Origin of the sequence: Paenibacillus sp. J22TS3 (genome assembly GCF_018403205.1) — a bacterium.
In the GTDB taxonomy this organism is placed as follows: Bacteria; Bacillota; Bacilli; order Paenibacillales; family Paenibacillaceae; genus Fontibacillus; species Fontibacillus tuaregi.
Genome location: NZ_BOSF01000003.1, coordinates 444,458 through 471,399 on the forward strand (window position 1 = coordinate 444,458; position 26,942 = coordinate 471,399).

At 52.0% G+C, this 26,942-nt stretch carries 29 protein-coding genes, 1 pseudogene and 1 other annotated feature; of the genes and pseudogenes, 7 read left to right on the plus strand and 23 right to left on the minus strand.

Annotated features, from left to right (window positions below; genetic code table 11):
* Position 1: 1 nt before the first annotated feature.
* On the minus strand, positions 2–835 hold the full coding sequence (locus KJS63_RS11665) for a phosphoenolpyruvate hydrolase family protein (RefSeq protein ID WP_068621098.1): 834 nt from the start codon (positions 833–835) through the stop codon (positions 2–4).
* 189 nt (positions 836–1,024) lie between these two features.
* Positions 1,025–1,366 (minus strand): hypothetical protein, encoded by a 342-nt coding sequence (locus tag KJS63_RS11670; protein WP_213619293.1) that lies wholly within the window; start codon positions 1,364–1,366, stop codon positions 1,025–1,027.
* Between the two features lie 33 nt (positions 1,367–1,399).
* Between KJS63_RS11670 and KJS63_RS11675 the strand changes: the two genes are divergently transcribed.
* The gene (locus KJS63_RS11675; protein ID WP_213619294.1) at positions 1,400–2,386 is read left to right on the plus strand and encodes a TRM11 family SAM-dependent methyltransferase; all 987 of its coding nucleotides are present in this window, start codon (positions 1,400–1,402) and stop codon (positions 2,384–2,386) included.
* 381 nt (positions 2,387–2,767) lie between these two features.
* Here KJS63_RS11675 and KJS63_RS11680 read toward each other — a convergent pair whose 3' ends face one another.
* From KJS63_RS11680 to KJS63_RS11695, 4 genes are all read right to left on the minus strand, one after another.
* A complete protein-coding gene (locus KJS63_RS11680) occupies positions 2,768–4,219 on the minus strand; it encodes a DEAD/DEAH box helicase (RefSeq protein ID WP_213619295.1) in 1,452 nt (483 codons plus the stop codon).
* A gap of 459 nt (positions 4,220–4,678) precedes the next feature.
* Positions 4,679–5,674 (minus strand): sigma-70 family RNA polymerase sigma factor, encoded by a 996-nt coding sequence (locus tag KJS63_RS11685; protein WP_213619296.1) that lies wholly within the window; start codon positions 5,672–5,674, stop codon positions 4,679–4,681.
* Between the two features lie 130 nt (positions 5,675–5,804).
* Complete coding sequence (locus KJS63_RS11690; protein WP_213619297.1) at positions 5,805–6,251, minus strand: carboxymuconolactone decarboxylase family protein; 447 nt, start codon at positions 6,249–6,251, stop codon at positions 5,805–5,807.
* A gap of 73 nt (positions 6,252–6,324) precedes the next feature.
* On the minus strand, positions 6,325–7,434 hold the full coding sequence (locus KJS63_RS11695; protein ID WP_244862577.1) for an MBL fold metallo-hydrolase: 1,110 nt from the start codon (positions 7,432–7,434) through the stop codon (positions 6,325–6,327).
* Positions 7,435–7,644: 210 nt separating this feature from the next.
* Positions 7,645–7,920 (plus strand) — a binding site (T-box leader).
* A 51-nt stretch (positions 7,921–7,971) separates the two neighbouring features.
* Between KJS63_RS11695 and trpS the strand changes: the two genes are divergently transcribed.
* On the plus strand, positions 7,972–8,955 hold the full coding sequence (gene trpS, locus KJS63_RS11700; RefSeq protein ID WP_068621112.1) for a tryptophan--tRNA ligase: 984 nt from the start codon (positions 7,972–7,974) through the stop codon (positions 8,953–8,955).
* Positions 8,956–9,064: 109 nt separating this feature from the next.
* On the opposite strand, the gene greA is transcribed toward trpS, so the two are convergent.
* The gene (gene greA, locus KJS63_RS11705; protein WP_213619298.1) at positions 9,065–9,541 is read right to left on the minus strand and encodes a transcription elongation factor GreA; all 477 of its coding nucleotides are present in this window, start codon (positions 9,539–9,541) and stop codon (positions 9,065–9,067) included.
* 154 nt (positions 9,542–9,695) lie between these two features.
* Positions 9,696–10,739, minus strand: a complete 1,044-nt coding sequence (locus KJS63_RS11710; RefSeq protein WP_213619299.1) for an AraC family transcriptional regulator — start codon at positions 10,737–10,739, stop codon at positions 9,696–9,698.
* Positions 10,740–10,914: 175 nt separating this feature from the next.
* Here KJS63_RS11710 and KJS63_RS11715 point away from each other — a divergent pair, with 175 nt between their 5' ends.
* A complete protein-coding gene (locus KJS63_RS11715; RefSeq protein ID WP_068621118.1) occupies positions 10,915–11,493 on the plus strand; it encodes an NAD(P)H-dependent oxidoreductase in 579 nt (192 codons plus the stop codon).
* Here KJS63_RS11715 and KJS63_RS11720 read toward each other — a convergent pair.
* The 8 genes from KJS63_RS11720 to KJS63_RS11755 all read right to left on the minus strand — a co-directional run bounded on the left by KJS63_RS11720 (position 11,490) and on the right by KJS63_RS11755 (position 18,175).
* Positions 11,490–12,251, minus strand: a complete 762-nt coding sequence (locus KJS63_RS11720; RefSeq protein WP_213619300.1) for a uracil-DNA glycosylase family protein — start codon at positions 12,249–12,251, stop codon at positions 11,490–11,492. The two genes, KJS63_RS11715 and KJS63_RS11720, sit on opposite strands and share 4 nt — an antisense overlap.
* 134 nt (positions 12,252–12,385) lie before the next feature.
* Positions 12,386–12,793 carry a VOC family protein gene (locus tag KJS63_RS11725; protein ID WP_235847692.1) on the minus strand — a complete coding sequence of 136 codons (408 nt, stop codon included), beginning with the start codon at positions 12,791–12,793 and terminating at the stop codon, positions 12,386–12,388.
* A gap of 69 nt (positions 12,794–12,862) precedes the next feature.
* A complete protein-coding gene (locus KJS63_RS11730; protein ID WP_213619301.1) occupies positions 12,863–13,582 on the minus strand; it encodes an RNA polymerase sigma factor in 720 nt (239 codons plus the stop codon).
* A 204-nt stretch (positions 13,583–13,786) separates the two neighbouring features.
* A complete protein-coding gene (locus KJS63_RS11735; protein WP_213619582.1) occupies positions 13,787–14,614 on the minus strand; it encodes an undecaprenyl-diphosphate phosphatase in 828 nt (275 codons plus the stop codon).
* Between the two features lie 57 nt (positions 14,615–14,671).
* The gene (locus KJS63_RS11740; protein WP_213619302.1) at positions 14,672–15,397 is read right to left on the minus strand and encodes an ABC transporter permease; all 726 of its coding nucleotides are present in this window, start codon (positions 15,395–15,397) and stop codon (positions 14,672–14,674) included.
* The gene (locus KJS63_RS11745) at positions 15,390–16,310 is read right to left on the minus strand and encodes an ABC transporter ATP-binding protein (protein WP_213619303.1); all 921 of its coding nucleotides are present in this window, start codon (positions 16,308–16,310) and stop codon (positions 15,390–15,392) included. The genes KJS63_RS11740 and KJS63_RS11745 overlap by 8 nt, the downstream gene beginning before the upstream one ends.
* A 111-nt stretch (positions 16,311–16,421) precedes the next feature.
* Entirely contained in the window at positions 16,422–17,456 is a 1,035-nt protein-coding gene (locus KJS63_RS11750) for a sensor histidine kinase (protein WP_213619304.1), read from the minus strand.
* On the minus strand, positions 17,453–18,175 hold the full coding sequence (locus tag KJS63_RS11755) for a response regulator transcription factor (protein WP_213619305.1): 723 nt from the start codon (positions 18,173–18,175) through the stop codon (positions 17,453–17,455). The genes KJS63_RS11750 and KJS63_RS11755 overlap by 4 nt, the downstream gene beginning before the upstream one ends.
* A gap of 294 nt (positions 18,176–18,469) precedes the next feature.
* Between KJS63_RS11755 and KJS63_RS11760 the strand changes: the two genes are divergently transcribed.
* From KJS63_RS11760 to KJS63_RS11770, 3 genes are all read left to right on the plus strand, one after another.
* Positions 18,470–18,910: a hypothetical protein gene (locus KJS63_RS11760; RefSeq protein WP_213619306.1), complete on the plus strand. Its 441-nt coding sequence runs from the start codon at positions 18,470–18,472 to the stop codon at positions 18,908–18,910.
* A gap of 72 nt (positions 18,911–18,982) precedes the next feature.
* Positions 18,983–19,165, plus strand: a complete 183-nt coding sequence (locus tag KJS63_RS11765) for a DUF2524 domain-containing protein (protein WP_068621136.1) — start codon at positions 18,983–18,985, stop codon at positions 19,163–19,165.
* Positions 19,166–19,380: 215 nt separating this feature from the next.
* On the plus strand, positions 19,381–19,872 hold the full coding sequence (locus KJS63_RS11770) for a ferritin-like domain-containing protein (RefSeq protein WP_213619307.1): 492 nt from the start codon (positions 19,381–19,383) through the stop codon (positions 19,870–19,872).
* 78 nt (positions 19,873–19,950) lie between these two features.
* On the opposite strand, the gene KJS63_RS11775 is transcribed toward KJS63_RS11770, so the two are convergent.
* Complete coding sequence (locus KJS63_RS11775) at positions 19,951–20,316, minus strand: winged helix-turn-helix transcriptional regulator (protein ID WP_068621140.1); 366 nt, start codon at positions 20,314–20,316, stop codon at positions 19,951–19,953.
* 126 nt (positions 20,317–20,442) lie between these two features.
* Here KJS63_RS11775 and KJS63_RS11780 point away from each other — a divergent pair, with 126 nt between their 5' ends.
* Positions 20,443–21,669, plus strand: a complete 1,227-nt coding sequence (locus KJS63_RS11780) for an MFS transporter (protein ID WP_213619308.1) — start codon at positions 20,443–20,445, stop codon at positions 21,667–21,669.
* 203 nt (positions 21,670–21,872) lie between these two features.
* Here the strand turns inward: KJS63_RS11780 and KJS63_RS11785 are convergent, their stop codons facing one another.
* From KJS63_RS11785 to KJS63_RS11805, 6 genes and pseudogenes are all read right to left on the minus strand, one after another.
* Complete coding sequence (locus KJS63_RS11785; RefSeq protein ID WP_068621145.1) at positions 21,873–22,304, minus strand: MarR family winged helix-turn-helix transcriptional regulator; 432 nt, start codon at positions 22,302–22,304, stop codon at positions 21,873–21,875.
* Positions 22,305–22,348: 44 nt separating this feature from the next.
* Positions 22,349–22,441 (minus strand): annotated as a pseudogene (locus KJS63_RS26205) (oxidoreductase); the annotation flags it as partial.
* A 151-nt stretch (positions 22,442–22,592) separates the two neighbouring features.
* Positions 22,593–23,084 (minus strand): GyrI-like domain-containing protein, encoded by a 492-nt coding sequence (locus KJS63_RS11790; protein WP_213619309.1) that lies wholly within the window; start codon positions 23,082–23,084, stop codon positions 22,593–22,595.
* Positions 23,085–23,113: 29 nt separating this feature from the next.
* Positions 23,114–24,118, minus strand: coding sequence for a helix-turn-helix transcriptional regulator (locus KJS63_RS11795; protein ID WP_244862578.1), 1,005 nt, complete (start codon positions 24,116–24,118; stop codon positions 23,114–23,116).
* 184 nt (positions 24,119–24,302) lie between these two features.
* A complete protein-coding gene (gene rlmN / locus KJS63_RS11800) occupies positions 24,303–25,382 on the minus strand; it encodes a dual-specificity RNA methyltransferase RlmN (RefSeq protein WP_213619310.1) in 1,080 nt (359 codons plus the stop codon).
* A 454-nt stretch (positions 25,383–25,836) separates the two neighbouring features.
* Complete coding sequence (locus tag KJS63_RS11805; RefSeq protein ID WP_213619311.1) at positions 25,837–26,775, minus strand: ketopantoate reductase family protein; 939 nt, start codon at positions 26,773–26,775, stop codon at positions 25,837–25,839.
* Between the last annotated feature and the right edge of the window lie 167 nt (positions 26,776–26,942).

Sequence of the window (26,942 nt, forward strand, 5' to 3'; positions counted from 1 at the left end):
CTTATTGTGGTCTAACTATGTTTACAAATCGCTCGGTCTGTTCGCGGATTGCCCTTTCTGTGGGTAGCCGTTCCATGGAACTTGCCCCATAGAACCCATGAAGCTTCGGACATCTCTCAAGTACATAAGCCGCATCCTCAGGCTCAGCTATAGGTCCGCCGTGACAAAGAATCAGAATGTCCTCCCGGATAGCCAGAGCTGCCTCAGCAATCTTATTCATCTCTTCCACACACTGGTCCAGCGTCTTGGCAGACTGGGCCCCAATCGTTCCTGACGTGGTCAGACCCATATGAATGACCAGGATATCAGCTCCAGCCTCAGTCATCTTAACAGCATCCTCTGCGCTAAAGACGTAAGGAGTGGTCAGCAGATCCAGCTCGTGAGCAGTCCGGATCATCTCAACCTCGCGGTCATAACCCATGCCTGTCTCTTCAAGGTTCAGCCGGAAGTTGCCGTCGATCAGACCTACCGTAGGGAAGTTCTGTACCCCGGCGAAGCCTTCGGCCTTTACCTGCTGCAGGAATCGGTGCATCATCCTCATCGGATCTGTACCGCATACTCCGGCCAGAACCGGTGTATTTCGGACTACCGGAAGGACCTCGCTGGCCATTTCCATCACTACGCCATTGGCATCCCCGTATGGCATAAGACCCGCCAATGAACCATGCCCGGCCATCCGGTAGCGGCCTGAATTATAGATGACAATCAGGTCTATTCCCCCGGCCTCTTCAAACTTGGCGCTGATCCCTGTACCGGCTCCTCCACCCATGATGTATTTTCCTTCTTTAACCTTGGTGTTCAAACGCTGCAGAATTTCCTGGCGGCTGAAAGTCATACGATCATCTCCTTATCTGATCACGCTTATGTTAAATAATGCGTTTACATCCTAATTATACGCAAGCTGATTAACCGGAGGACAGAGATTCAGGTAGGCATTACCCGGACTATTGTAAGATTAAATTATCTTTATGCTTGGAACTATAAGAAAACCGCCCTTTAAGTTAACAAAGGACGGCCTTCAGGTTTATTTTCCATTCAAGTATGAGGCAGCAAACGTAATAGCCTGGACAACCTCTTTCACAAAAGACACATTCTCCTTCTCCCAGCTGCCCGGGTTGTCCATCTCGTACTCGTCCACCCAGTCCAGAAGCTGAGCCGCTGCAGCCTGACGCTGTGCGGGCTTCACCGAAGCCCCCTTGCCCCGCAGGACCTGGGCCGACAGCTGCATCGCCTTGCAGGTGTCTTTGACGAATCCGTACTCTTCTTTATCCCATGCCTTGGGATCATTCATGTCGTAGAAGGATATCCATTTCTCAAGCAGCCCCGCTGCTTTCACGGGGTCCATTTTCACATTAGGCTGTGTCATTGCACTGCACTCCAATCTTTTATCATATAATAGATGCAGGCACCGGCCTGCAAAGTCCCAGTAAAGGATGATTATACATTGAACATACCCGAATATATATACACTTATGCTTGGCCTGAGGAAGAGGTCTCCCTCTGCCAGCTTGAGATGAGGTCACTCTTCGGCTTCATTACGAAGACCCCTCTGCTGAAGAGCAGCCATCGAATTGATCCAAGCCGCAGTCCCTTTATCCGCGAGCGCATTGACATTATGTATGAAGGTGACCGGCTGGACGATATTCTGCGCCAGGTAAGACAGATTGAGCTTGGCGAGGATACGTTCAAGGTCATCTTCGTCAAGACCAACGACCTGACCGGCAGCAGCAGGATTGAATATGATGAACGCCGGGCGATTGAACGCGAGATCGGCCTGCATATCGAAGGCGAAGCCGACGTGAACCGGCCTGATCATTGGTTCGGGCTGGTTCCTATGGAGGGACGCTGGTACTTCGGCCGTTATCACAAGAGCACGGCGGTCTGGCTGCATCATATGAAGAAGCCGCGCAGCTACTCCATCGCGCTCAGCACACGGGTAGCCCGAGCCGCCGCCAATATTGCCGTTCCGGAACCTAAGGGAGTCCGGGTCATTGACCCGTGCTGCGGAATCGGCACCGTGATGATCGAAGCCCTGTCGATGGGAATCCACATCGTCGGAAGGGACATCAATCCGCATATTGCCAAGGGCGCCCGCGAGAACCTGGCGCATTTCGGATATGATGCGCCCGTCACGCTTGGAGATATCGCGGATATTAAGGAGCACTATGATGTCGCCATTGTGGACATGCCTTACAATCACTTCTCCAAGGCTACGCAGGCGGCGCAGCTGCATATTTTGGAGCACGCCCGCCGCATTGCGGACAAGGTGGTTCTCATCAGTGTGGAATCCATGGATGAGATGATCACACAGGCCGGCTTGATCGAGAAGGACCGCGGCGCTGTCCGCAAAGGCGGCTTCATCCGGCAGGTGATCGTGTGCGGCTAGCCGCATTTTCTCTAGCTTTCAAGTGCATTAACAGGGCCCTCAGCACCCCCGGATAACGCGGTCAGCCCCGCCAGTTGACCGAGGGACGAGGGACATAGTACGTGTTGGTCGTTGACGACGCGCATCATCATCACATGAGCTGTGTCGAAACGTCATACACTCATCTGACAAATCCTTTATGCTCACTTACTAAGGAGCCCTTACCCCCGCAGCTTTATTCAAAGAGCATTAGGGGGTATTTGTACAGTCCGGTGCGAGGTCTGTCGATGCGCTTCACGGTTATTCCAGAAGACGTAAACAGCAGGCGCCCTTCGGTTGACACCCGTCATGCAGCACCACACCGCAGGCTGGAGGCTTATCTTGCTGTAATTTTCCGTTCCTTCACTTATTCGCTTTGTGCACCTTAAGCTGCTTTCCTTTGATCGTGGTGTTCTTCATCACCTGAAGCACATGCGGCCCCTTACCGTTGAGAATCTCAACGTAACTGACATTGTCCTGAATCGTAATGATGCCGATATCCTCGGCCGTTACCCCGTCAATCCGGGCAATGGTGCCCACGAAGTCGACAGCCCGCAGCTTCTTCTTCTTCCCCCCATTGAAATACAGCTTCATAATACCTTGGTTCAGCTGCTCGCTTTTTTCTGTTCTGAGCGCACGGCGGGCGTGAATTTTCTGTTCAAAAGCCCCTAGGTCCGCCCGAACCTTTCCCTCATCGGGGATTCCCACAACAGGGATGGAAAAGCCAATATAGTGCTCGATATCAGATAGGTACCGGCCTTCCTCGTAAGCCGTAACAAGGGTCATTGCCTGCCCGGCATGTCCCGCCCGGCCCGTACGGCCTGTCCGATGAACGTAGCCCTCCTTATCCATAGGACAATCATAATTGATAACATGGGTAATGTTCTCGATATCAATCCCCCGGGCAGCGACATCCGTCGCAACCAGGTAGCGGAACTGCCCGCGCCTGAACGCGTTCATCACCTCCAGGCGGTCCTCCTGAACCATCCCCCCGTGAATCCGGTCCACCGGGTAGTCCCGCCGTGCCAATTCCCTGAACACTTGATCCACTTGGTCCTGGGTGTTGCAGAAGATAATACAGCTGTCCGGATTCCGGGTAATAAGCAGCCGGTTCAGCACCTCGGGTTTGTCTTCCTCCCGGACTGTAATCCGGGTATGGTCAATTAGACTGACGGTTACACCTCCGGTTCCTTCAATTTCTACATATTCAGGGTCCTTCATGTACCGCTGGCTTAGTCCATCCACATCCGGAGGAAGTGTGGCGGACAGCAGAACCGTGACACGTTCGGCCGGAAGAGCCTGAATGATGGACTCTACCTGCTCAATGAAGCCCATATTCAGCATCTCATCCGCCTCATCAACAACAAGATATTTAAGCTTCTCAAGAGGCAAGGAACCGCGCCCGATATGATCAAGCACCCGTCCAGGAGTGCCTACGACGATATGATTCTTCTGCTTCAGCTCCAGCTTTTGCGCCGCAAAGGGCTGTCTTCCAAAGACCGCCGCCGCTTTAATCCGCTTGAACCGGCCAATGTTGGTGATGTCCTCCTTAACCTGGACCGCCAGCTCGCGCGTAGGCACAAGAATCAGAGCCTGCGGCTTGTTCTCCTCCCACTCCACCAGTTGGCACAGAGGGATGGCATAAGCTCCCGTCTTACCGCTTCCTGTCTGTGATTTGACCACAATGTCCCTGCCAGCGAGCAAACGTGGGATGACCTGGCGCTGCACCCCGGTAGGCTTTTCGTATTCAAGCCCTTTCAAGGCCCGTACCAGATCCCCGCTAAGACCCGCATCTTCAAAACGTTCTATATTCATGGTTTTAACCTCACTAGGATATGAATTCGTGCTGCATTGTCTGCATTTGTGCTGCATTCGCGCCCCCGGCATCCGTGCCGTGCGGGTTAAAGCTATTGTAGCATAGCCTGTCCGCTCTTACTCTGGCGTAACCATATTGGTTTATACCTAAACTTTTGTTGCAATGAAATTATATTATTATCTAAATCAAAAATAGAGCAGCCTTAGCTGCCCAGGGGAATTACAATATGAAAAAACTGAATTTTGAGGGCCTCCATGTGGAAATCACTCCACGATAGATCATCAGCCGGGAAGCTGGACAGGGCGCAATGGCGGCTAGGTTTGTAGCAAAGCCACTGACTGAACCGGCGGACCGGACGGCTCTTCTGGCTTTATGCTGAAGTGTATGCAAAGCCTTTAGAATCGAACAAACCAGGGGCATCATACAAAAGGAGAGCAAAATCACCCTCCTTTTAGAACTCAAGAAGTCAGCTTTGGAAGATAGCGGAGCTTATCCGGGTTCATGATAATAAATACCTGCTGAATCCGTTCCCCATCCGGTGCAAGCTCAAGGGTAATGACAACCTTGGCTTGGCCAAGCTCATCATAGTAGACAAGGCTCTGGCCGTCATGCATGTCCATGTTCCGGATATCCCATTCCCGCAGCTTGCGGAAGGCCCGCCGGGAAGTAAGCAGAGCCAAGACTCTTTTCCGGCTGATAATGGGGTTGATGGCCGATCTTACCTTGCCACCGCCGTCAGAGATCAGCACCGCATCATCTGTCAGCAGTTCCATCAACGCAGGCGCATCATAATGCTGAACAGCTTCTACGAACCGGTTCATCAATTTAAGCTTATGGCTGGGTGTGCCGCTGGCAACATCATAGTCCAGATTTGTGGCTGACTCCCCAGCCAGGCGCTGCCTGGCGCGGCTGAAGATTTTGCGGCAGCTAACCTCCGACTTGCCCAGAATATCCGAAATGGTCCCGTAATCGTACTCAAACATCTCCCTTAGCACGAACACAACCCGCTCCGCAGCGGACAGCTTCTCCAGCATAACAAGGTAAGCGTAGGACAGCGTATCGGCCTGCTCAGCAGCCTCGTAGGGGCCATCCATCAATGCCGGGGTCCAGTACGAATGAGGCAGCGGCTCCGGAAGCCATTCACCCACGTAACCTTCTCTCCGGCGGCGGGCCGATTTCATCAAGTTAAGGCAGCGGTTCGTGATCGATCTGGCTGTATAGGCCTTCCAGTTCTCAACTGTGGATAGCGGTCGGCCATGCATTTCCGTGAACCAATCCTGAACCACATCCTCCGCATCAGAGACGGAGCCGAGCAGGCGGTAAGCCACCATAAATGCATAAGGGCGGTAAGACCGGTACAGCTGCTCTAAATCTTTCCCCTGAGGGGCGTTGCCTCCGTCAAGCGCTTCAGCCTTATCCTGGTGAGCCTCTATATTCAGCTTGCCATTCACCATCGTTCTCCCTCCCGGTGTCACTAGATTCTTGGCATGGCCTCATTCGGGCGGAAGAGCTGGGCTCCACATCAGACGGCTCTCCAGGGTGCCTTGCAAGCAGTCTATCTGAACAATTGCTCCAGACTCTGGGTTAACCCATACATCCCGGGTACATCCCGGTAGCTATCGCCAGCCGGTTCCAGCTGCCAATAACATTAACAGCCATGACAAGATCAATATATTCTTTCTCGCTAAAATGCTTCCTCACATTCTCATAAACTGAGTCTGGCACACCGGCCTCAGAGATCCGGGTTACATATTCCGTCAGCTCCAGTGCCGCCTTCTCTTTGTCCGTGTAGATCGGGACCTCCCGCCACACGCTCAGCAGAATAACGCGCTGGGTTGATTCGCCCAGCTTCATCAAGTCTTTGGTATGATAATCGATACAGAAGGAGCAGCCGTTTATTTGCGAGGCCCGAATCTTGATCAGCTCATACAGGAGTGGATCGATCCCGCTTTTTGCCATAGAACTGTCAAACGTCAGCATCGCCTCATACGCTGCCGGATTTGCCTTACGGTAATTAAATCTTAAACTCATGGTCATCGCCTCCTAAGGGGATATATACAGAAGACAACACGGTCCCTTGGATTGTGACATGAGCGAATATATTCTAATCTGCCGTCCTCCACCATGTCGAGGACGGGTACTCGGCCCCCGGGCCAAGCCTAACCGTCTCACCGATCCGGGGAGTCGTTAGAACGACTCCCCGCCTAGCGGCTTCCACGCGCGCCCGCTCCACTGGCTCGGTCCAGGGATGCAAGGCCAGCGTGAAGGCGCCCCAATGAATCGGCAGCATCACATGCCCCCGCACATCCTCATGCGCCTGGACAGACTCCTCAGGAACCATATGGATGCTGGCCCATCTTGGATCGTACTGCCCGCATTCCATCAGGGTCAGATCGAAGGGCCCATATTTCCTGCCGATCTCGGCAAAATGCGGCCCGTAGCCGCTGTCACCACTGTAAAATATCCGGGCCTCACGCCCGTGAATGGCCCATGAACACCAAAGGGTTGAATTGCCGGACAGGCTTCGCCCCGAGAAGTGCCGGGCTGGTGTACATACCAGTCTAATTCCATCAAGATCGCCTTCTTCCCCCCAGTCATACTCCCGAATGCGTCCCGGGTGCACCCCCCAACGCTCGAGATGGCCAGCAACCCCAAGGGGCACGAAGAACGTCTTGACCTTGTCTCTGAGCTTTAGAATAGACACAAAATCCAGATGATCATAGTGATCATGGGAGAGAATCACCGCGTCCAACTCAGGCAGCTCATCAATCTCACAGGGCAGCCGGTCGCTGTACCGTTTCCCACCCACGATAGGGGTCGGTGAAGGAGCCCTTCCGAGCATAGGGTCGAGGAAAATCCGCTTGCCGTCAAGCTCAAGCAGCAGGGCCGAGTGGCCAAACCACGTTACCGCTGCCGTTTCCGGCGGGTTGGAACTGGATGTATACGGAACCACCTTTAATGGCTTTGCAGGTCTTCTGCCAACGTCCTTCTTAAGCATATCCCTCAAGATGGAGAAGGTATTCTTGAGGCCGTGATCCACCGAGGTTTCCAAGAGGTTAATAAATTTCCCTTTGCTGTAATGGCCCGATTGGTTCATCCGCTTCCTGGTTTCTTCTGAAGGTCTCCCACCAAATATCGGGTGCAGGCGGATATATAAATAGACCGTAACGACCACAATAATCAACACAATAGCAATAGCCAGCCATACATTCACGGTGTTACCCTCCTTCTTAGGGGATGAGGTACATACTCATGCATCATCAAGAACCCCCGTATGTAATAAATACTACTATATGGGTGAATTGAATGAAATGAACGTTTATTTCTTTTGTGCATTGACGTGCCCTTGACGTGCATTGACCTGCATCGACGTTCCCTTGACTTGCACCTGCCTTTTATGCAAAAATAGTTCCAATCTAAAAATGAAACGGCTAAGAAGAGAAGGAGTAGCTTACTTGGACAGTTCAAGCGAGCCGGCGGTTGGTGTGAGGTCCGGTACTAAAGAGTAAGTGAATGGGTCTCTTCGCTTCAGCCCGAACTTCTGCTGACGGCAGGGCAGTAGGCGCTGACGGTTCTCCCCCGTTATCCTAAGGAGGCATGATCGGATACGCCACGGCTTTGGCGTTCAATCCCGCCATGTTGGAGAGCGGCCTTGTGCCGAAATCGGGTGGTACCGCGGAGCTGACACTTCGTCCCTAGTAGGGATGAGGTGTCTTTTTGTTATGTATACTTTTTTAGGAGGAAGATAAACATGAAACGTATTCTATCCGGCATCAAACCCAGCGGAGACTTGAACATTGGCGGGTACGGCGGCGCCCTGCACCAGTTCGTGCAGCTCCAGCATGACTACGAATGTTACTATTTCGTCCCGGATCTGCACGCCGTGACCGTCTATCAGGACCCGAAGGAGCTGCATCAGCGCTCACGGGATATCGCCGCTTACTACATCGCAGCTGGGGTCGACCCGAACAAATCGGCCATTTTTCTGCAATCCCAGGTTAGCGGCCATGCCGAGCTTGGGTGGTTGATGGAGACCCAATCCTATTTCGGCGAGCTCAGCAGAATGACGCAGTTTAAAGAGAAGTCTGAAGGCCAGGACGCGGTCAGCTCCGCCTTATTTACTTATCCTGCCCTGATGGCTGCGGACATCCTTCTGTATCAGGCCACCCATGTCCCTGTCGGGGAAGACCAGAAGCAGCACCTTGAGCTGACCCGCAACCTGGCGGAGCGGTTCAACAAGCGCTATGGCCATACCTTTGTGGTCCCGGAGCCTGTGATTCAGGACCTTGGCTCACGAATCATGAGCCTGGATGATCCGGCCAAGAAGATGAGCAAGAGCAATCCGAACAAGAGCAGCTACATTCTTCTCCAGGATACTCCGGACGACATCCGCAAGAAGCTGTCCCGTGCAGTGACGGATTCCGACATGCAGGTAAGATATGACTGGGACAACAAGCCGGCTGTCAGCAATCTGATTGAGATTTATGCGATTTTCTCAGGGGAGCCTATTCCGGTCATTGAACAGCGTTATCAGGGACAGGGCTACGGCACATTCAAGAAAGATCTGGCTGAAGTTGTGGTTGCCCGGCTAACTCCGATCCAGGAGAAATTTCGGGAGATCGTAGATTCGACTGAACTGGACCGGATTCTCAAAGACGGTGCGGAGCGCGCAGCCCGTGTTGCCTCCGAAACCCTGCTTGCCGCCAAGCAAGCTATGGGGTTTGTAACCTTTTAAATATAACAGCTAATCTGGTGTATTCCACGTACAAAAAAGCAGCCCCTCTGCCTGTCTACAGGCAGGGGAAGCTGCTTTATGCTTATGCCGACTATACTGCGGATACCCGCTATTCCAATCCTTTGATCTCCAGCAATTCATATTCGATCTGGCCCATTGGCGCATCCACACTGATCTTATCGCCTACGGATTTGCCCATGAGTGCCACGCCCAGCGGGCTTTCATAAGAGATTCTATTCTCGGACACATCCGCTTCGGCAGGCCCAACAATCCGGTATTCAATCCGTTCATCGAACTCCACATCATTAAGAATAACAACAGAGCCTACCTGTACCACCGAGTTGTCGATGCTATCGACAATCCTGGCATTCTTGAGCATGCGCTCAATGGTCAGAACCCGCGTCTCCATGAAGGACTGGTCGTTCTTCGCGGAATGATACTCACTGTTCTCTTTAAGGTCCCCATAGCTGATGGCTGTCTTGAGACGCTCAGCAAGCTCCCTGCGTTTGACTGTGGTCAGCTCCTCAAGCTCGCGTTCGAGCTGTGCGTACCCTTCTCTGGTCATGATTACTTCATCTTTAGACATGACGTACCTCCTATATAAGTACTCTTCTCATTGTAACCGATTTGGAGACTCTATACAGATTTAACTATCATTTGCCGGGTCCCCTTCGGACTATTCATGTCACATCAACCGGCTGCCCCCTAAGGAATGCGTAAAGAAATCCCCCATTGATACCTCAGCTGCTGGCCAATACCTCCCCAGAGCTGGCCCTTTCCTTAAGCATAAGCCGGTACTGACCCGGCGATATCCCCATCCACTTTTTGAACGTGCTCTGAAAAGCGCTGGGCTCCGAAAAATGAAGCAGATAGGCGATCTCAGCCATATTGTATTCGGGATTGGCCAGGTAACCAAGGGCGAGCTCCCTCCTAACCCGGTTCGCCAGCCGGTTATATGAGGTCCCCTCCTGCTTAAGCTTCGCCTGAAGGCTTCTTGCGCTCATCCGGATAGCCATGGCCGCCTCCTGCAAGGAGGGGAACCGGGCCGGCATGCTTTCAATGATCCAGTGATACAGCTTATCCGTAAGCTTCGCGCCTTGGATCAAACGGTGCTTGGCCTCCTCCGCTATGGCCTCAAATACCCCTTTAAGACGGGAATCCGAGCTAAGAACCGGATAATCCCAGATATCTTGACTCATTCGCAGTATATTCTGCTCCTGCCTGAACTTGGGCATTACTCCGAAGACATGGGCATACTCGTTAATGTTCTGACCTGGTTCATGACAGAAGGCGACCTCTTTGGGCCCAATCTGCTTGCCAGCCAGTCCCTTCATGGCGTAACAAAGGGAACTGGCCATGTCTTCTATACAATGCCTGGAGAGAGCAACGGCCGGGTTGACAGCGTAGAGACGAATCACGATATCCTCCCCGTCCATCTGATAGGCGGCGTTATAACCGCCGCATGCAAGCATATTATATTTTTGATATGTGGTCAGGGCCTCCCCGATCGTCTTCGAATGCATCATCACATAACCAAGCACCCCAAGATCGGACAGGGTTACTTCCTGTCCCTGATGAAGCCCGAATAGCTCGTCTCCCGTGTAGCGGGCTGCCTCCGTGACGATCCGTGTAAATTCCTCTTCAGGCAGCCTGCTTTCCACATCCTGGAGCATGTTCATATCCACTGAAGCGACCGTGCAGAAATCAGCCCAGTCATAACCTTTTCGCAGAAGTCCCCTCATCATAGGAATTAAGAAAGCCACTGAAATTCCCCGGCTGGGCATAGCTGTTACACCTCCACTTGCGCTTATCAACAGGTTTATGACGCCTTTGATCATATATGATCAGGATTTTAAACAATAAAATTACATCTATAAACCTATTCTAGCATGAACCGTGGAACCGGTTCAGCGCAATCCATGAGCCAGCAGGCTCAGACCCAGAGGAGGAAACAAGAATATGAAAAGAATCGCGGTTATTAACGGACATCCATACCCTGGCAGCTTGTGCCAAGGACTAATGGATGCTTATGTGGAAGGAGCCCGCAGCAGCGGAGCAGAGGTACGGACCATCGAGCTCGGCAAGCTGAACTTCAATCCCAACTTAATGTATGGTTACAGCAAGCGCATGGAGCTGGAAGAGGATCTTCTCGCAGCCCAGGATACAATGAAGTGGGCGGAGCACCTGGTCTTTGTCTATCCCACCTGGTGGGGGACCATGCCTGCCATCATGAAGGGCTTCTTCGACCGTACCTTCCTGCCAGGTTACTCTTATAAGACAGAGCCGAATTCCCTACTGCAGAAAAAGCTGCTTGGCGGCAGAACCGCCCGGCTGATCGTCACCATGGATACTCCCCATTGGTATTACAGGTGGATCTTGAAGCAGGCAGGGCACCATATCATGAAGCGAAGCATTTTGGGGTTCTGCGGGATTGCACCCGTGCGAATAACGGAGATTGGTCCAGTAAAGACCTCGTCAGAATCGCTGCGGCAGGGCTGGCTGAAAGAAGCACAGCGTCTCGGGGCACGGCTGGCTTAACGGTGATAGGGCGATCTGAACAACCCGTGAACCGCCGCCCTCATCTGCTCAAAATTAGCCCGGAACTGGCTGACTCTATGCCCGTTCGCCCCGGAGGGGTGAGGGAAGCCCCACAAAATGTGTCGTCCCTCAAGCCAGCCCTCCTTCTGGGCTGCCCGCATAGTCTGTTCCACCGCCTTCCCCAGTGGAATGATCAAGGCCCTCTGATCCAGCAGCGCAAGCTCCTCCCGGATAAAACCAAGCCCCCTATTCCTTAATAAGGCATGGGATAGCAGAGCAGGACTTGCGCCCGTATAGTTCTTTCCATGGACAAATACGGGAAAACGCAGAAGTGAAGTGGTATGAAGCAGCGTTCTCTCCTGCCCGAACAGCTCCCTGCAGGTCGGGAGCTTTAGAACTGTCTGAAGCCCAAGCTCATCCAGCATGTTAATCAGATTGTTCCGCATCGGGCCGGCGAAGCTGGCTGCTTTCTTCGATTTCATACAGACCTCTGCGTCCCCGAGCCCTTCGGCCAGGCTTGCAGCGGCTGATTCGTAAGCGGCCCGCATCTGGGTCCAGCCCGGTGTAATTCCGGTGATTACCACGGAGGCTGAGGCATTCAAATACTCATTATGCGGTGCATAGTACATTTGAATCGGCCCGCTCTGCTCCATCAGAAAGTCCGGAGTTAGAAGGTCCGTGGGAGTTAACCGTCTAGAGGACGGGAGGGCCCGGATTGCGGACTTGTATACCTTCAGTCTGCCGGAAATAAGCACCATCGTTCCTCCTCTCAGCGTGTCGTATACATTCCCTCACTTCCACATGCTGCCCACTTTCCCCCAAATTCAAAAAGCCCTCTATACAGAGAGCTTCGTTAACTGCTGCCCATCGGCCACAAAACTGTCTAAGGACATTATGTGTGGGCTTTCTCGTCCTCTTCAGAAGGCCATCCTCCCCACAGATTGGACAGGTGCCCGTCCGGATCACGGAAAGTGAAGCTGTAACCGCCGCCTTTCTTATAAGTAATTTCGCTGACCTCTACACCCTTGCTCCGAATTTCCTTATGTATTTCATGGATATTATCAACCTGCAAGGACAGCAGGGTCTGGTTCTGCCCCTTCATGTTCTGGAAATCAAAGCACGGCACCTGCGGACTGCGGATTAATCCGAGTCCGACTCCCCCCACATTCAGCCAGGCTTCATCATCCCCCGGCGTGAATTCGAAAGTGAATGGAATGCCCAGGATATCCTGGTACCATTTCACGGAAGCCTCCAGGTCTTTGACCGGCAGCTGGATTACAGCAAAATTTTTGACAGCCATCTTCATTCCCACTCCTCATTATTGGATATCTTTTATAAACGTCATAACGCGGCAAAAGGAAACGGGGGGCTAGCCCATTTTTTGAAAAAAACCAATCAGATGGCCATTCGGGTCCCGAAAGTTGAAGTGCAGCTCCTCACTACGCCCCGCCTTCTCCACCCGTACGCCATGACGGACGAGGGTCAAGTACGCCCGGCAGATCAGCCTTGGGTTGCCTGTGCGAAACCCCTCCAGAAACTGCTCGAACACCTGCGGACTCAGCTTCCCCGAGTCGTAAGATCCCTGTTCCGGAGGCAGCCCGTCTCTTGATGCGGCAGCCAGGCTCCGCAGGCGCTGACGTGCCCGCTTTACTCCCTCCTTTACAGCACCGGTTGTAGAGTGCAGGTGGACCGCGGTCTCCTGCGCGGTAAACATAAATACGTCCAGCATCAGGATCAGGACCAACTGCCTGGGATTCAGGAGGTGGGCCAGCTGTTCAAAATGCTCTCTGAGACGAAGTTCTCCCTGGTCTTCACCTGAAGAAAGGTGACTGTCTTCTATAGCCTGCGAGGCTATAACCGGTCTCCGGGACATTTTGCGGTACTGATCGATCCAGACGTTTCGCGCGGTCCGGTATAAATAGGCCTGGCTCAACTGCCTTGCGGGGGATTGTCTAATCGCCAGGTATACTCTGGCAAGCACTTCCTGCATCAGATCCTCAGCATCCCACTCATTACGGGCAAGCGAAAGACAATACAGCCTTAGACCGGCCGTATAAGGTTCAAAGTCCAAGAGGGTGTTATCCGGCATCGTTTCCGTCCTCCAGCAAGCTTTTCCCTGATTATATCACTATAGCAGGATTCTTCCAGACCATAGGCAAGCAGATAGGCTGCCCCAAGGCAAGACTGGCGGCTGCTCAGGCGGTTACAGCGCAAACACCCGGCAGGAGAGAACTCCCGCAGGGTATTATCGCCAAACATATACAGACAGAGTAATTTGAGAATCATCCGTTTGCTACAAAAATATAAAATAGATGACGGCGGCAAGCACAATTCGATAAATCGCAAATGGAACCAGCTTGATCCGGTTGATCAGCTTCAGGAAGAACCGGATTGAGATCCATGCAAACACAAAGGCGCTGACAAAGCCTACGATGAGGAAAGGAATTACCGCGGGTGTAATGGCCTCCCAATTCTTCAGCAGGGAGAAGAAGCTTACCGCGGCCATAATCGGAACTGCCATGATGAAGGTAAAGTCGGCTGCGGCCCGGTGCTTCATACCCACCAGGACCCCTCCTGATATGGTCGAGCCTGAACGCGAGAATCCCGGCCACATGGACAGGCATTGAAACAGACCTACAAAAAATGCCTGCTTGTACGTAATTTGATCTACGGACACCACCTTGGGATTCTTCGGACCGAAACGGTCGGCCGCTATCATCAGAAGCGCCCCAAGTACCAGACCGATAACAACCGTCTGCGTAGAGAACAAATATTTGTCTACCAGATCGTCAAACAGCAGGTAGAGCACGCCTGCAGGAATCATGGCCACAATGACCTGGCCAAGATTCAGACGCGGCCCGCCTTGAGTCTGGCCGGGAATCTTCTTCAGACCAAGCAGATTCATGAAACGATCCCACATTAATATGACAACCGCCAGAATCGAGCCAAGCTGAATCACGATCTTAAAGGTGACAGCAACCTCAGGTGAGAACATGTTTTTCGTCTGAAACAGGAAATCATCCACAATAATCATGTGTCCGGTGGACGATACCGGTGCAAATTCAGTCAATCCTTCAACAAGCCCCAGAATCAGGGCCACAAATGCTTCCCATAAATTCAACAAATTTCACACTCCAATTCCATTTCCGTATTCAAAGAGCAGCCTTTAACGGAGGAACTATGAATCAATATCCGTTCTTTTAAAATAAATCAGGACTGCTGCCAGACCCAGCACCGCAGTAGCCAATACAGACACATACGAATAGAGAGGCGGATAATCTGGGACAAATTCCTGATTAGCGATCGAATGAGCGGCCGACCAGGGGAACAACACCCGGTGCTTTGAGTTGGCCAAAGCCACATTGCCCATTGTAATAATCGCGGAGAAGATCATCGTAGGCATATAGTTTTTATATATGAGCGTAATAAAAATCGTTGGTGTCGATAACAAGAACAGCAGCGTGCCGCCTACGATATATTGAATCAGCGTCCGCAGCAGCAGCTCCGCGCTCAGATCCTCAAATCCTCCGATTAATCCGAGAATCAAGGTCAGTCCCCATGCGGTCAACGTAAGCACGAGAATCCAGATGAAGAGCATCACCATCTTGCTGAGAATCAGACTGACCCTGGACACGGGGATGGTCAAGAGACTCTTCAGCGTATCCTCCGTGTATTCCCTGTGAAACAGAAAAGAGGTGATGATGCCATACAGCAGCACCCCGATCAGGACGATAACATAGAGATTTGTGTTATAGAACGATACCTCAAATGTCACTCTTTCATTAAGCACCCCGCGAAATCCAATAAACATCATGATGGGAGCGGCTGACGCCCCGACTAGGCTGACCAGAAACATCTTCGCGCGCTTCAGCTTCAGCAGCTCCGTCCAGATCAAATTATACATGCGGCACACCTCCCGTAAGCCGGACAAAATAATCCTCCAGCCGGGTCTCGCTCTCGGCAATCCGGGAAACCTCGATTCCGTGCTCCACAAACAGCCGATTCAGCTTACCCTGTTGCCCCAGGTGGGTATAGAGACGGATAACTCCCTCATTCAGCACCTCGTAACCGTTGATTCCATAATGCTGCTCTATCAGCATGGCGGCGGAATTTGGATTCGATACCTGGAACTCCACGTATTTGCGGTTCCGTGACTTCAAAATATCCATGTCTATCTCTTCAAGCAGCTTGCCCTCGTGAATAATACCGATCCGTTCAGCCAACAGCTCGATTTCATGAAGAATGTGACTCGAAATCAGGATCGTGACCTTCCGTTCCACCGCCAGCGTCTGTATAAGTCTGCGGATCTCTGCAATTCCCACGGGATCAAGCCCGTTCGTAGGCTCATCCAGAATAAGCAGCTCGGGATGGTGAAGAATCGCTCTGGCAATGCCCAGACGCTGCTTCATCCCGAGCGAATATTTGCCGACCAGTTTCCCAGACTCCTGCTCGAGTCCAGCTATTTCGAGCGCCTCCATGACCGCGTTCCTTGTATGTACACCCATCAACTTTGCATTGATCATCAGGTTCTCCTTGGCGGTCAAATTGCCATAGAACCCCGAGAACTCCACAATCGATCCGACCCTGCGGAGAATGTCCATCTGCCGCTTGCGCAGCAGTTCCCCGAAAATCTCAATCTGGCCTTCCGTGGGCTGGATCAGACCCAGAAGCATGCGGATCGTTGTTGTCTTCCCGGCACCGTTCTGCCCGAGGAAGCCATAAATTTGGCCCTCCAATACGTTCAATTGTAGACGATCTACCGCTTTGTGTTTCCCGTAAGCTTTAGTCAGATTTGTTGTTTTGATAACCGCATTCATATTTCTCTGCTGCCTCCTGCTTCCCAAACCATATCTCTATCATCTTTAGGTTTGTGTTCTCAGTATAAGCGGCTCTATTTAAATACCTCTTAACGAATTCTTAAATAACTCTTAACTGCCTGACCTGAGCCCCACCGGAAAAGAAAGATGTACCGCCGTCATCCGCCCCGGCTCACTCTCAAGGGCAATCTGCCCGCCGTTCTTCTCTACCAGCGCCTTGGCAATCGACAGCCCCAGCCCGCTGCCGCCCGAGACCCGGGTTCTTGAGCGGTCCACCCGGTACAGCCGCTCGAACAAATGAGGCAGATCCTCCGGGGAAATCCCTGGTCCCCGATCCCATATGCATAGCCTGATCTCTTGCGGCGCTGCCGTCAGCGTCACGCCTAGAACCCCTCCGCTCATACCATACTGCAGGGCATTCTTGATCAGATTCCGGATCACACGCTGCATGCTCAGAGTGTCGGCATAGATGACGCAGGCCTCCTCTGGGATACTGGCCTCCAGTTCCACATGCAGCTGCCTGAGCTCCGGCAAGAATTCAATGACGGCCTCACGGGCCAGCTCAGCAAGATCAATCAGCTCAGGCTTAAGTGGAACTTCATCCGCATCCAGCTTGGCCATATGAAATATCTCATCAATGAGCTCCTTCAAGGCTCCCGCCTTCCGTGAAATCACCTGAACATATTCCTGCCGCTCCTCCTCTGATGCCGGAATCTGATCCTTCAGGGCATCGATGTATCCGATAATTGAAGTTAACGGAGTGCGGATATCATGGGAAATATTCGTAAGCAGGCGCTTGCGCTGGGCCTCTGATCGGACTGTGTATATCTGCTGATCAGCTAGCTGGGTGATCAACCCATTAATCGCGAAGACCAGTTCATCCAGCAGCGGCTCCCCATTCGTGAGCAGCCGGGCATTCAGGCTTCCCTGAGCTGCCCGCCGCAGGTCCGCCTGCATCCTCTCCAACCGGGTGCTTAAACGGCACCGGTTGACGAGCAGGATAAGGGTAATTCCCAGCAGCACAGCGGATAACACTCCGACGGCAAACGGGCTCATTATCGAGGGATCAAGAAAAAAGAACAGCAGGATCGCTAGAAGTCCTCCGCCTTGAAGCAGGAGAAGATATACCATCAAGTCCTTCTTCATGCTTCGTCCCCCATAAATCTGTAACCGATCCCCCATACGGTCTGGATGTACTTCGGATTGGATGGGTCTTCCTCAATTTTCATACGAAGCCGCCGGATGTGAACCATGACGGTGTTATCGTCCTCGATGTAGTCATGACTCCAGACCTGACGGAAGAGCTGGGTCTTCGTGAACACCTGTTCAGGGTGTGTGGCGAAGAACTTAAGCAGCTCGAATTCCTTGGCGGTCAGAGAGATGGGCTCTCCCGCTTTGGTCACGGTGTATTTTTTCAAATCAATAACGATGTTGGCAAAAGAAAGCCTGCTTCTCTCCGGCTGCTGAGAACCGTCCGTACCCGAGCTGCCGCCCAATACCACATAACGCCTGAGCTGGGCCTTGATTCTCGCCACCACCTCTTGGGTGCTGAAGGGCTTGGTAATATAATCATCCGCCCCCAGGCTAAGCCCCAGCACTTTATCCAGTTCAAGATCCTTCGCGGTCAGCATGACAATAGGGACGTTGGATTGCTCTCTGACCCTCCGGCAGACCTCGATCCCGTCCACCCCTGGCATCATAAGATCAAGCACGATTAGCTGATAGGTATGTATAGCGAATAATTCAAGCGCTTCAGAACCGCCAGCCGCCGTGTCGACCCGGTACTGCTCCCGCTCCAGGTACGTTCTCAATAGATTACGGATTTCTAGCTCATCGTCCGCGATCAAGATACGAATCTCTTCCATGGCTTCACCTGCTTATCTCCCATAAGTTAAATTACTGCAGCCTGGTACAACCATGCAGGCCCAATTCTGCGGAATCCACGTGGAATCCGGCTTGTTCCAGTGTACCTTCTGAATCAACCGGCGGGCAACACTTAGGGAGCATACGGAGATGCCAAGAAGACTTTACTCTCCCGGCTAATCTCTTCGCAAATATATTGCCACTTATGAAAGTTTTATGTGCATCCGCCCAGCCAAACGGGCATCTACCTACATACATTGCATTAGCCCAGTTAAAATCGAAGGAGTGAAGTTCGCATGGCTATTAATCCGTCCCAAAGCCCTTTTAATCCACAAGGTCCCTTTGGAAGCAGCAATCCGCTTGCACCGTCAAATCCCTTTACGCCCTCACAAGGAGGTCCATTTGGCCCGTTCAATCCGGGACAGGGTCTGCTCCAGCCTCCAGGCTCGCAAGTTCCCCCGCCACCAGGCGCGCTAGGGCCAGGAGGCGTGCAGCCACCTTCTTCTCCCCCGCCTTCTTTCACACCTCAAATTTCGACCTACGCGGTAGACCCGTTTGCCATCGCCGGCTGCCTCTTCCGCAACACGTATATCTGGCAGCGTAACGGGGATCAATACTGGTTCTATCCGATCTTTGTCGGACGCACCTCGGTATCCGGCTTTCGCTTCTTCTTTGGGATAGGCTGGAGGTTTTTCGGCGTGGATCTCAGGGCCATCACCTCGTTTGCCTGCTTCTAACCTGCCACGAATAAGTCCAGCTAAATTCTCCATAATAGGAAGGTACACAGGCTTGAAAATGGAGGATTTCTTATGAACCAGAATCTAGAGAGCGATTATAACTGTGCAAGTGCTGGGGATGACCTCCACCAGCTGAAGCAGGAGCTTGCCTCCCTGCGTGCACAAGGAGCGGGCACCAAGGAACAAGAAGAGACGATCAACCGGCTTGAGAATCAGATTTCGTTCATTATGAACAAATGCGGTATTAATCACTAGCCGTCCCGGCATTTGGGCCCAACATGCCGCGCAAATGACCCCTCATCAGCGGAGACTTCCGGTGGAGGGGTTATTTTTGACGTTTTTCTTGTTTCTGCGATCAGCCCAGAGCTCGGGTTTCTCTCCCAATGCACCATCTGCCCCTTAGGCGAATATCCTATCCCATGATAAGGGGTCCATTACTAAGGAGCCCATTCCAGAAAGGTGGTAGACTCATGTATTACCTTCCCTATGGAGCTTTGAGGCCTGGCTGTACACCCTATACGGCATTTGCCGCTCCATCCTTCACACCGTGGTATAGAAACGAAGACATAGTGCTGAATCTGATTCTTCAGTCCATTCAAGGTGAGCGCAATGATGAGTTGTTCTATGACTTCCTCATCAAGATGGCTCCAGATGAGCAGCAGAAGGAGGTCATCAAAGGTATCCGCGATGATGAGCGCAAGCACAACCGGATGTTCAGGGAGCTGTATACCCGTCTTACCGGAACCGCCCCCACACCCAAGGAGGAGCCGCTGGAGCAGCTGCCGGAGACGTATTTGGAAGGTCTCGAAAAGGCGCTGCTGGGGGAACTCCGCGCGTTCGAGAAATACCGTACCATCTACCTCCATATTCAGCCTGAATACCGCGATTGGATCTTTGAGATTATGACGGATGAAATCAAACATGCCGGTTATTATAACTGGCTGTATGCCAAGAATAAGTAGACTGCTCTTATAGCCCGGAGCAGAATCAGCCCCTGTCCTAAAGTGGACAGGGGCTGATTCTGCTGTTTAGGCTTTAAATTATCGGTTCAGGATACTGTCAGCCAGCACTGCGGACTTGTCCCCGTATTCCTTGATAATGTGCCTCTCTCCCCAGGCGCACAAGGAATCGAGAATCCCCTTGAGACTCCATCCGTATTCGCTTAGCTCATACTCGACTCTGGGTGGAACCTCGTTATAACTAATCCGGTTGACAATCCCGTCACGTTCAAGCTCCCTAAGCTGCTGGGTCAGCATCTTCTGCGTGATGCCCGGCATAAGGTGCTTAAGCTCGCTGGTCCGCTTCTTGCCATGAGTGAGATGGCATAGAATCACACACTTCCACTTGCCTCCGATCACCTCTAGAGTCGCTTCAACCGATATATTATATTTTTTGCTCGTTTCCATAGGCTCCTCCTTATGGTTACTTTCTAGTAACTATAGCACTAAAAAGTGCGTACTATTCAATTCGATCCAGTTCACCCATAATAACATTTGCCTGATGGCAATTACTATACGTTAGGAGTGGACGAAATGTCTTTAGATAAAAAAAGAAGCACCTTAGCCCTGCTGGCATTGGCAATCAGCGCTTTTGCCATTGGGACAACCGAGTTCATCAGTGTCGGACTGCTCCCTTTGATCGCGAATGATCTTCATATATCTGTAACTCTGGCAGGACTTACAGTTACCTTGTATGCCTTGGGAGTCACGTTCGGTGCGCCTGTACTAACCTCCCTCACCTCGGGCGTGCCGCGCAAAACCCTGCTCATGTGGATCATGATTGTGTTTATTGCAGGCAACAGCCTGGCTGCTTGGTCCGGAACTATCACAGTACTGCTGGTTGCGCGGATTGTCTCGGCGCTGGCCCACGGAGTCTTCATGTCCATTGGCTCCACACTGGCCGCCGATCTTGTCCCCGAGAACCGGAGGGCAAGCGCCATCTCCATGATGTTCTCCGGCCTGACGATTGCCACTGTGACCGGTGTGCCGCTGGGGACATGGGTTGGACAGCAGCTTGGCTGGCGCGCCGCCTTCCTGGCCATTGCCGTGGTTGGGGTTCTCGCTTTCCTTGCCAACGTCCTTCTTGTACCAGCCGGGCTTCGCAAAGGTGTCCGCACCCCGGCCCGCGAGCAAGTCAAGCTGGTGACCAACGGCAGGCTGCTGCTGGCCTTTGCCATTACTGCGCTTGGCTACGGCGGAACGTTTGTCGTATTTACCTACCTGTCTCCGCTGCTTCATGAAATTACCGGATTCGGGGAGGAGACCGTAGCCCTCCTGCTGCTCGTCTATGGAATTGCGATAGCGGCCGGTAATATCATTGGCGGGAAAGCCGCCAACCGTAATCCAATAACCGCCCTGTTCTATATGTTCATCGCCCAGGCCCTGATTCTGTTCATCCTGATGTTCACCGCGCCATTTAAAACAGCAGGACTGATCACTATCATCTTGATGGGGCTGTTCGCCTTCATGAATGTGCCCGGCCTGCAAATTTATGTGCTTACGCTGGCTGAGCGGTTCGTACCGAAGGCGGTGGATGTTGCTTCCGCCATGAATATTGCCGCTTTCAACGCCGGGATTGCCTTGGGGGCTTATCTGGGCGGTCTCGTTACTGACAAGCTCGGACTAATTCATACCACTTGGTTTGGGGCGTTGATGGTACTGGCGGCCGTCCTTTTGACTGGGGTGAGCCGTTCACTGGAACGCAAAGACCACTTAAAAACCGATTACCCAGCTGCTGCCTACAAACAACAAGCACTATAACGTCAAAAACCCTCTGTTTATCGGACTGAACAGAGGGTTTGTTATTATATTTGGAAAAAGAACCATCCCCGGGATGTGACAGGGTTGATCTGACTTAGCTCTCGGCGCTAACCTGTGGCATAAATGTGTTGAAGGCCGCTTTAGCCCCTTCGGTATTAAAATCAGCAATCACCAAGTGGCTAATATGCCGCCCTAGTGGCCTATTAATCCAGATTCTCGAAATTCTTGATTAACTTCTCTTGAATAGCCAGGTACTGCTGGATTTCCTCCTCGCTCAATACCTGGAACATCTTGGCCCTCAGCTCCTGTCCCTTCAGCTGAGCCTCCCTAAGGATAGTAAGACCCTGATCGGTAACAGCCAGCAATACATTACGGCGGTCATTCTCGTTGTACTTACGTTCGGCAAGCCCCAGCTTGATCAGGCGATTTGCAATATTGGTCATAGCTCCTGGGGTATACCCCAGCTTTTTCGCCAGAACCGTTTGCTTCTGCGGCCCTTTATGTTTGAGCTCGCTCAATACAATAATCGGTGAAATCCCGATATTATGAGGGAAGGACTTCATCCACCTTATAATTGCCTCGTTCGTGAACAGCTCTGCTGCATGTATCAGTTTAAAAATATCGGTCTTTTCCAAAACGTTCTCCTTCATGATACGGGTATATTATAGGCATACCTAAATTATCTTAGTTTTCCTGCTTCACCGTCAACTATAATAGTCTGTCCCGTAATGTAATCCGAATCCTCGCTTGCCAGGAATACAGCTATACGGCCATATCACTCTCCAGTTGCCCAGTCGGCAAGCAGAATTTTAGCAGCATGGATTGTTAATAGCTATTTCCGTTGTCGCTTTATAAACAGCAAACAAGCCCGCTGCACACATGCAGCAGGCTTTGATATCAGATTGTTCTCAGCATAATACGCTCTATTTAATAGCAATATATATTTGAACCACCGTCTCCTCTGGATTGAAGTTCCGGGAATCATAAAGCTCAAAGTCCCCCGTGTAGGTCCGCTGCTCTTCAGATTGCCCGAAGTAAGCCCATATCTCCCCCCAGGCTTGGGCAACCACTTGGTAGACAGGTCCTTTCGCTGTGGTAAATACCTTGTACTTGGCTGCTGGAACACTGGCCTGCTCCAGGCCCGTTGCCTCTCCAACGGAATCCCCTGCTTCCAATGCTTCATGCCCGATCAGAACCGTGTATGCTCCGGAGGCATCGCTCTCATAATCGGTATAGAGCGCATAAAGCTTATGGTCACCTCTCGCAGCGGCTTCTCCCGGCAGCGGACTGCTGAAGTAGGTTTCCCACAGCTTTGGAAGATATCCATCGGGTCCCATCTCCCGTTCATTGGTTGTCCGTACGCTGACGCCGCTCAGCTTAAATCCAGGTTGTTGAATGTATGCGTTGTTGTTCATGATATGTTCCCCTTTTCCGTAATATGGTCTCATTGTACAGGGTGAACTAGGACATCTGTATGTCCGGATTCCGTGTAGAGAGCGGCAATTTTCTCTGCCCTTCTGCGGATTTCGGCGGCAGCCTCTGCAGGCTGCTCAATCCGGGCATCAGCTCCGAAGCTGAGCATCAGTCCATAGAACCAATTATCAATCAGATAAGGGCAGCTGACTTTAAGGGAATCGTCCTTCAGGATCTCTACCGAGGCCGGATCAAATACATCAAGAACCCTATAGCGAACCTTTGGCGAGAAATGGATCACCACATGCTGAGCCTTCCCCCCTGACCACTGCGGCTCCCACCGGAACTGCTCCTTCAGCTCCGGTACCGGGCGGCGGGGAACCGTCTCGCTCATAACACGGATATCCTGCATCCGGGTCAGCCGGAATACCCGAAATTCCTCCCGAAGCCTGCAGTATCCATACAAATACCATAGAGGGCCTTTCAAAATCAGAGTTAAGGGCTCAACCACCCGCTCAGTCTCCGTCCCATTGATGCTGCTGTAGCGGAATTGAATCAGGCGCGATTCCTCGGCCGCCTGTCTAAGCATATCGAATTTCGCTCTCGCTCCGGCCCCTTGGCCCCAAGGGTTAAAATCAAAGACAAACCGTGCCCCCTTCTCCTCGGTTTCACGGATGTCCTGCTTGGACAGCATCGATTGTACTTTGCCAAGCAGGTTGCCCATTGCCCGATCGTCCAGAACGGTGCCAATTCCTTTGACAGCGGCTACAACCGAGGTAATCTCATCCAACGTCAGAAACTGGCGGTGGATCGTATACTGCTGCATAATCTCAAATCCGCCGGTGGAGCCTTGATGGGCCACAATCGGAATACTCGCCTGATTGAGGGTGTCCATGTCCCGGTAGATGGTCTTGGTCGATACCTCAAAGCGTTCCGCCAGCTCTGCCGCACTGACCCGCCCCCGGCTCAGCAGCAGCACCGTCATGGCCAATAATCGGTCTATCCTCATCGGTTTAAATTCACCCTCACTATCCATGAAATCTCTCCGGCTTTGCCGAAGTTTGAGCTCCTGCTTTTTCCTGTAATTATATCTCATTAAGAAAGGGGTTCACTATTCCTAATCTAATGAATGAGGTTATGTCTGACACATTTATGGTAATACATTCAATATGCAAAAAAGACACATCCTATGTAAGGATGTGCCTATCACGAGCTCTTTTTTACCTTGCAGCAACCGGATCCTGATCTTTCTTGATCTGCTTGCTTCTCAGCTGCCCGCAGGCCGCATCAATATCCGTTCCGTGCTCCAGACGGACGCTCACACTTACGTTCTGCTTCTTCAGTGAATCGTAGAATGCCCGGATCGTCTCCCGTTCCGGCCGCTGGTACTGGCTGTGCTCATCCACCGGGTTATACGGGATCAGATTCACGTTCGCCAGACTGCGGCGGTCACCGATCAGTTCGGCAAGCTCAAGCGCATGCTCATGCTGGTCGTTAACATCCTTCAGCATAATGTACTCAAGTGTAATTCTCCGGTTCGTCCGCTCCAGGTAGTAGTCGATGGCTTCCATCAGCTTTGCGATCGGAATCGCCCGGTTGATCTTCATGATCCGGGAGCGGATCTCATCATTCGGCGCATGGAGTGAGATCGCCAAGTTCACGCGAAGGTCGGTATCCGCGAATTCTTTAATTTTGTCCGCAAGGCCGCTGGTAGACACCGTGATGTGTCTGGCCGCAATCGCCAGCCCCTTCTGGTCCTTAACCACCTGGATGAAGTTCACCATATTCGTAAAGTTATCGAACGGCTCCCCAATGCCCATGACCACAATGTGGCTCACCCGATCACCCTGGCCGGCCGCATCCAAATACAGCTGAGCCTTCATGATCTGCTCCACAATTTCACCACCGGACAAGTCCCGGCTCTTCTTCAGAAGGCCGCTCGCGCAAAAGCTGCAGCCAATATTGCAGCCCACCTGGGTTGTCACACAGACAGACAGCCCAAATTTGTGACGCATCAATACCGTTTCAATCAGATTTCCGTCCTCAAGTCTGAACAGAAACTTGACCGTTCCATCCTTGGATTCCTGCTTCACGTGCTCCGTCAGCGTCTGAATCACGAAGTGCTCCGCCAGCAGCTTAATACAATCCGGGTTCACATCGGTCATCTCGGCGAAGTCGGTCACCCGCTTCACATAGAGCCAATCCCAGATCTGGGAAGCCCGGAACTTACGGTGTCCGCGCTCTTCCAGCCAAGCGGTCAGCTGTTCGAACGTCAAACCATATATCGTTACTTTATTCATTATTGTTATCCTCTTTCTGCAAACGTTAAAAGTTGTTTCCTGCGTAGTGACAAGCGGCTGCAAGCAGCCTGCTATTATTGTCCCAGACTTTTTTTGCGAACACAAGGGTTAGGGCATTATTTCCGGCAAAAGTTCTCTTATATAAAATGAACTTATGAAAGTTACCCTTAGGGGGCGCTGCGATGCCGAGTGTTCTTATGACCGCTGTTGCCTCCGAGATGCTTGAACTAGATATCCAAATAGGGGCATTTCGGAGACAAAGGCGGACGCTATGCTTCTTCAGAATCACTCGGGATCGAAGCTGAGATCGGTTGATTTTTAAAGTTCGTTTTATATAGGCAAGCCAAAAGAACCCTATCAGCGTACTGAAAGGATTCTCGTATATCCAACGGGAAACGGGAGCGCGAACGGAATCGAAAGTTGTGCCAATTCTGGATCACAAAAACAGGCTCTCTTACCGATGGGAGCCTCCCTCGATATAAGGAGTAAGCGACCGCAGGTTCGGAACCGCCGCGCCTAGTTGATCCGCCGTTTCTATAACGGCGCGGAAGTTATCACGCAGCTCCTCCAGGCTTTCGGCCGCATGGGCGGTGAAGCGCTGCATGCTTTTGTTATACTTGTATAGGATTCGAATCATGATTACGAACAGCCAGAAGGGGAACGTGAACGTCTTGGTTTCGGGAAATTCTTTGACATCAACTCCCCGCAGGCGGCATAAATCCAGGCACTCCTGGGTGGCCAGAAAGCTTTGCTTCAACAGCTTGCGGTCCTTCAGGAATAAGTTCACATCCTTATATTTCGCAAACCCTGCCCAGATCGCTACGCTCATGGCGTTATGCAGCCACAGCCAATGCAGCATCCGGGGCTGGATGTCCAACCGGATTCCCGCATCTCCAAAGAGCTTGCTCAGGACCTTCAACCGGACAGCATCCATTTCACCCACATGCATCTCCCCGCCCAAGTTCACCCACAACAGATCTCCCTTGAATGTGCCGCCCCCATCCGGATAACCGAGAATATACCGGTCTTTAGGCAGATACTTCTGGATCTCCTGCTCCCCTCTCCAATTCGCAGACAGGATGAGTACTGGCGCGTTGGTTGATAAGGTCAATATTTTTCTATGCGCCTCCCCAGTCTGGTAAGAGTTCGTAGGCACCATAATCAGGTCGAATGGCTCTCCCTTATTTACCTGCTCCACACAGTTGATCACGTAAGACGTAATATTATTTTTGGGGTAATGCTTCCGCTCGTCAAGCACATCCAGCCTCACACCGTCCTTGTATCTGCTGCTCTTGCCTTCCCGCACCCAGTGGATTACCTCATGCCCTGCTTCCTTCAACGCCCATCCGTACAGTGTGCCGATCACCCCGGCGCCCACAATCAATATCCGCACTTAAGCCGCCTCCATACTAAAGTTTCTTATGTATGTATCTTAACTTGCTGGAGTCGGTCTTTCTATTGCCCCGCGGCCGGATTTCCAAACACTTCCTCAGACGGAGCATCCCAGGGTTCTAAGACTGACAGGGCCACGCTATACCCCTTCTGACAAAAGATTGATAA